General features: G+C 64.3%; 5 protein-coding genes. 3 read left to right on the top strand and 2 right to left on the bottom strand.

The window, feature by feature from the left end; all coding sequences use genetic code 11:
* Positions 1-1,165: histidine kinase dimerization/phosphoacceptor domain -containing protein (locus ENZ74_RS18515; RefSeq protein WP_348630698.1), on the top strand; the 1,165-nt coding region annotated here is incomplete at its 5' end.
* Positions 1,162-1,608: a response regulator gene (locus tag ENZ74_RS18510; RefSeq protein ID WP_063168287.1), complete on the top strand. Its 447-nt coding sequence runs from the start codon at positions 1,162-1,164 to the stop codon at positions 1,606-1,608. The genes ENZ74_RS18515 and ENZ74_RS18510, both read left to right, overlap by 4 nt.
* Before the next feature lie 9 nt (positions 1,609-1,617).
* On the opposite strand, the gene ENZ74_RS18505 is transcribed toward ENZ74_RS18510, so the two are convergent.
* Complete coding sequence (locus ENZ74_RS18505) at positions 1,618-2,505, bottom strand: dienelactone hydrolase family protein (RefSeq protein ID WP_063168288.1); 888 nt, start codon at positions 2,503-2,505, stop codon at positions 1,618-1,620.
* A 427-nt stretch (positions 2,506-2,932) separates the two neighbouring features.
* Here ENZ74_RS18505 and ENZ74_RS18495 point away from each other — a divergent pair, with 427 nt between their 5' ends.
* Positions 2,933-3,367 carry a hypothetical protein gene (locus ENZ74_RS18495; protein ID WP_013530999.1) on the top strand — a complete coding sequence of 145 codons (435 nt, stop codon included), beginning with the start codon at positions 2,933-2,935 and terminating at the stop codon, positions 3,365-3,367.
* A 137-nt stretch (positions 3,368-3,504) separates the two neighbouring features.
* Here ENZ74_RS18495 and ENZ74_RS18490 read toward each other — a convergent pair whose 3' ends face one another.
* Positions 3,505-5,820: a glucose/quinate/shikimate family membrane-bound PQQ-dependent dehydrogenase gene (locus ENZ74_RS18490; protein ID WP_063168289.1), complete on the bottom strand. Its 2,316-nt coding sequence runs from the start codon at positions 5,818-5,820 to the stop codon at positions 3,505-3,507.
* Positions 5,821-6,004: the final 184 nt, after the last annotated feature.

Below are 6,004 nucleotides of genomic sequence, written 5' to 3'. Positions count from 1 at the left end.
GGCTTGGAGTGACAGAATGGAATGGAAACGGACCAGGGAGCCTGCCGACGCATGGCACATGACGGACGATCTGCATGTCGAGCACGGCAAGGGCGATCCGTTCGCGGCGGCTATCCGCGCCACCCGCATGTCGATGATCATTACCGATCCCCGACAGCAGGACAATCCTATCGTGTTCGCCAATGACGCTTTCCTGCGACTGACCGGATATGAGCGTCATGAGGTTCTGGGCAGGAACTGCCGCTTCCTGCAGGGACCGAAGACCGACAAGGCCGCTGTCGAACAGATACGCGCGGCGATCGAGGATGAAACCGATGTCAGCGTCGATATCCTGAACTACCGCAGGGACGGCTCGACCTTCTGGAACGCGCTCTACATCAGCCCCGTTTCGAACGACAAAGGCGATTTGCAGTTCTTTTTCGCATCGCAGCTCGACGTCTCGGATCGCAAACAATCGGAGAGTCGCATCAACGCGGACAAGGACCGCTTCGAAAAGGCGGTGAAGGAACGCACCGCGGAACTGGAAGCCGCCCTCGAGGCGCAGACCACCTTGCTGCATGAGGTGGATCACCGGGTGAAAAACAACCTGCAGATGATCTCTTCCCTCATCATTATGCAGCGGCGGACCATACGGGACGAAGCGATCAGGCGTTCGTTGACCACCATGCTGGAGCGCATCGAAGCCCTGAGCACCGTGCATCGGCGGCTTTATCAGTCGAAGGACGTCAGCAAGTTCGATGTGGCGGATTTCGCCAAGGATCTGGTGACAGACCTGCTGACGGCGTCGGGGCGCTCTGAGATCAGTCCGGCTCTCGACCTGGAACCGATCGTCATTTCCGCGGAAAAGGCAACGCCCGTCGCTCTGATGGTCAACGAACTCGTCACCAATGCTCTCAAGCATGCCTTCAAGTCCAAGCCCGACGGAATGTCGGCCGGCCGCCTGGGCATCAAAATGAGCCAGCCCGACGGCCACTTGAATATCGAGGTGTCGGACGACGGCGTCGGCATGGCCGACGCCAACGGCGATGCCTCGTTCGGCATGCGGCTGATCAAATCGCTCGCCCGCCAGTTGCATGCCGAGATCGAATGGCGCGACACCGGCCCCGGCACGAAGGTCGTTATCTCGATCCCGAACGAACCTCAGGAAAAAGGGAATGTGTCATGATTGAGCCGCTCAAGGTCCTGATCATCGAGGACGAAGCGCTGCTGGCAATGGAGCTGGAGAGCCTTGTCGAGGACGCCGGCCACAGCGTCGTCGGCTGGGCGACCTCTTCGGCGGAAGCCATGGCCATGGCGGATGCGACCGAAGCCGATATCGCCTTCGTCGACATCCATCTGAGTGACGGGCCGTCCGGCATCGACGTGGCCAAGTACATAGGCGAAAGGAAGAGTTCGACGGTGGTGTTCATGACCGCCAATCCGAAGCGCATCCCCGATCATTTCGCCGGCGCGATCGGCGTCATAGCCAAGCCTTACACGATGAACGGGCTGACGTCGGCGTTGCGGTACCTGCAGGAAGGCATGCGCCGCCCGCCCCCCGTTTCGGCGCGGCCGGCCGGCTTCACCCTGTCGCCGGCCTTCGAAACCGCCTGGGCGCCGGCGGCATGACAGCTGAAGTCATTTCAGTTTTTCCCGAAGGAAGGCGATCGTTCTGCCCCAGGCGAGGTCAGCCGCCTTCTTGTCGTAGCGCGCCGCCGACGTATCGTTGTTGAAGGCGTGGTTGGCGCCTTCATAAACATAGACCGTGTAGTCGACATGCGCCGCGTCGAGTTCCTTCTTGAAGGCGTCGATGCCGGCATTGATGCGCTCGTCGAGTCCGCCATAGTGCAGCAGCAAGGCCGCCTTGATCTTGGATACATCGGCGGCCTTCGGCTGCATGCCGTAATAGGCAACGCCGGCACTGAGATCGGGCGCGTTGACGGCCAGCATGTTGACCGTGCCACCGCCCCAGCAGAAGCCGATAGCGCCGACCTTGCCGTTGCCGTCTTTGTCGCTCTTGAGGAAAGCGACGGTCGCAACACCGTCAGCGATGGTCTGCGCCGGATCGAGCTTGCCGAACATGTCGCGCGCCCTGTCTTCGTCGGTCGGCGTGCCGCCGAGCGGCGACAGAAAATCCGGCGCCAGCGCCACGAAGCCTTCCAGCGCCACGCGCCGCGCCACATCGCGGATATGCGGGTTGAGCCCCCTGTTCTCATGCACGACGATGACGGTACCGAGCTTGCCCGTCTGGTTCGCCGGCTTGACCAGATAGCCCTTCATCTCGCCGCTGCCGCCGCGGTAGCTGATGTCCTCGCCCTTCACGCGCGGATCGTTGTCGGCGACGATTCCTGCTTGCGCCGAATTTGCCGCCAGAAGAGGCGCGATCGCCGCCGCCGCCGCACCTGATCCGGCAAGCCGGGTCAACTGCTCCATGAACCGGCGGCGATCGAGCGTCAGATGCGTGTACTCGTCATAGGCGTCGATCATCGCCTGGGTGATGGTGGGCTTGGCGTCGGGTCTCGTCATGGATGGGCTCCTCTGCTTCGGGCTTCAATTCCCAGCTACATAGGGACCAAGCCGGCATCATCCAGTCGAGCACTCATCGCTGCCGTCGATTGCCTCAGGCGTATGCCGCCGGCCGCGTCCGGGCAGCAAAGCCGGTGCCCATGCGCGGCCGTGTCATCACTTTTTAGTCATTGGCGATAAATCCTGCTGGCGCTGCCACAATCGTGAAGGAAGGTGGCTATCGACGGTATCTTGACCGCGTGCCTCAGACCCAGAAGGAAGCGAGACCATGACCATGCCTTCCCCGATCCTCGCCAGCGCGGTCGTCCTTGCGGGGGCCGCCGCTTTGGCCCTACGCTCGATGGTTGTGAATGCAGGCAGACTATCGTTGATCAGGGTCCGCACTGAGCGGAACCGCAACACGAAAACCCAGGGTTGAGGTGACGCCATGAACGTCCAGGACATCGTCAACACCGTTTCGCAGAAGGCGGGCCTCGACCAGGCGACGACGGAGAAAGTCGTCGGCACCATTTTCTCGGTGCTCGAACACGAGGCGGAAGGCACCAGCGCCTCGGCGTTCTTCGCCAAAATCCCCGGCGCCGACGACCTCGCCCATCAATATGACGTCATGGCCGCCGCTCCGGCCGGCGGTGGCGGTTTTCTGTCGTCGTTGCAGGGCGCGCTTGGCGGCGTTCTCGGCGAGAAGGCCGGCGCGCTGATCAACGGCATCGCCGCGCTCAAGGCATCCGGGCTCGACATGGCGCAGATCCAGAAGGCCGGCGCGACGCTGATCCAGCAGGCCGAAGCCGCCGCCGGCCCCGACCTGACCAACAAGGTGCTCGGCTCGGTGCCCAGCCTGAAGGGTCATTTGGGGATTGGCTGATCGACAACGGGCCGATCGGAAGATTCCCGCCCCTCATCGCCCAGTCGGGCACTTTTCCCCGTCACTATGCGGGGAAAGGACACCGGCACAGATGAGGGGCGGCGCGACCTCTGAAAGATCGCGTCACCCTGTCGCCCCTACTTCGGCAGCGCGTAGGCCATCACATAGTCACCCGGCTTGGTGCCGACCGAACCGTGGCCGCCGGCGACGATGACCACGAACTGGCGGCCGTCGGCGACCGTATAGGTCATCGGCGTCGATTGCCCGCCGGCCGGCAGCCGCGCCTGCCACAGCTGCTTGCCCGATGTCAGGTCGTAGGCGCGCAGATAGTCGTCGACTGCGGCCCCCAGGAAGGCGACGCCGCCGGCGGTGATCATCGGCCCGCCGATGCCGGGCACGCCGACCTTCAGCGGCAGCGGCAGCGGCGTCATATCGTAGACGGTGCCGTTGCGGTGCTTGTAGGCGATCTTGCCGGTCCTGAGATCGGCACCGGCGACATAGCCCCAGGGCGGCGCCTGGCAAGGAATGCCGAGCGGCGACAGGAACGGTCCCATCACCACCGCATAGGGCGCGCCCTCGTTGCGGTTCAGCCCCTGTTCGCTGCCCCGCCCTTCGTCCGGCGGCGGCACCTGATCGCGCGGGATCAACTGCGACTTGAACGCCAGATAGGTCGGCATGCCGAACAGCACCTGCCGGACCGGGTCGACGGCGACGCCACCCCAGTTGAAGGTGCCGAAATTGCCGGGGTAGATCAGCGAGCCCTGGACGGAAGGCGGCGTATAGCGACCCTCATAGCGCAGGCCCTGGAATTCGATCCGGCAGGCCAACTGGTCGAACATGGTGAGGCCCCACATGTCGGCGCCGGTCAGCGGCTTCGGCATGAAGGTGAGATCGGAGACCGGCTGCGTCGGCGATGTGTGGTCGCCTTCGATCGCGCCGCCGGGCGCCGGCACTTCGTTGACCGCGATGACCGGCTCACCGGTGCGGCGGTCGAGCACATACAGATCGCCCTGCTTGGTCGGTCCGACCAGCGCCGGCACCACCGTGCCGTCGGGTTTGGTGATGTCGATCAGGCTCGGCTGCGCCGGTACGTCCATGTCCCAGAGATCGTGGTGCACGGTCTGCCGCACCCATCGCACCTGTCCGGTGTTGAGGTCGAGCGCGGTGATCGACGACGAGAACTTCTCGACATTGGCACTGCGCCCGGCGCCGAGCTGATCCGGCGTCTGGTTGCCGAGCGGCACGTAGAGCAGGCCGAGCTTCTCGTCGGCGCTCGGCGTCGACCACATGTTGGGCGAGTTGGCGGTATAGGTCTGGCCGGCCGGCAGCGGCGTCGTCTGGTCCGGATTGCCGGAATCCCAGTTCCACACCAGCGCGCCGGTGGCAGCGTCGTAGGCGCGGATGACGCCGGACGGCTCCTGCGTCGAATAATTGTCGTTGACCGCGCCGCCGACAATGATCTTGCCGCCTGAGATCAGCGGTGCCGAGGTCGAGTAATAATAGCCCGACTTCGGATAGGGCATGTTGGTCAGAAGGTTCAGCGTGCCGCCCTCGGCGAAAGCCGGGCAGATCTGCCCGTTGGCGGCGTCGAGCGCGATCAGCCGCGCGTCCGAGGTCGGCAGGTAGACGCGGGTCGCACAGGGCTGCCCGGCGGCGCCGGCGGCATCGGCGTAATAGGCCACGCCGCGGCAGGTCTGGTGCTGGCGGTCCTTGTCGAGCTTGACCTTGGGATCGAAGCGCCATTTCTCCTTGCCGCTCGCGGCATCGATGGCGATGGCGAAATTATGCGGCGTGCAGATGTAGAGCGTGTCGCCGATCTTCAGCGGCGTCACCTGATAGGTGGTCTCGCCGACATCGTCCGGTCCCTTCACGTCGCCGGTCTGGTAGGTCCAGGCAGGCTGCAGCTTGGCGACATTGTCCGGTGTGATCTGGTCGAGCGGCGAATAGCGCTGGCCGAACTGCGTGCGGCCGTAATAGTGCCACTCGCCGGCCGGCACGTCATTGCCGAGATTGGCGTTGGCGACCACCTTGTCGGTGCCGAGTTCGCCGGCAATGTCCTTCGGATCCGAAGTCATCGAATAACCGGCGACGGCCAGTGATGCCAGCACGGCAAGGATCAGCGGCGCGCGTGCGTCAGGGCCGACAAGACCCCGTCTCGCCCACGGCGTCAGCAGCCATAAAGCGAGAAGCACGATGACGCCGCCGCGAGGCCCGAGTTCCCACCAGTCGAAGCCGGTTTCCCAGACCGCCCAGGCCAGCGTGCCGAGCACGATCGCCGCGTAGAGCCACAGTGCGGTGGACCGGCGCCGGTAGAGCAGCCAGGCGGCGATCAGGAAGGCAAGGCCAGCAACGACATAGTACCAGCTGCCGCCCAGCATCGCCAGGCGGATGCCGCCGCCGCCGAGTGCCAGGCCGATGAGGAAAAGAATGAGGGAGGTGATGGTGACAGCCAAGATGATACTCCTTCGACTGTTGCGCTTTGCCACGCCAAGGACAGCCCGATGTCCCGTTCCTGCCCTGCGCACAGCTTTCTCCTGCCCGCCCCGCCTGTCAAGCTGGCCCACACGCCAAGGTGGCAATTCATCTTGCCTGCGGTCGGGTTATCGAGCAGTCTCCGTCGCAGCATCACCGTGGAGT

Source organism: Mesorhizobium sp. M7A.F.Ca.CA.002.15.2.1, assembly GCF_003998715.1.
In the GTDB taxonomy this organism is placed as follows: domain Bacteria; phylum Pseudomonadota; class Alphaproteobacteria; order Rhizobiales; family Rhizobiaceae; genus Mesorhizobium; species Mesorhizobium ciceri.
Note: the sequence above shows the minus strand (reverse complement) of the source record. Positions and strands in the feature narration are given on the sequence as shown.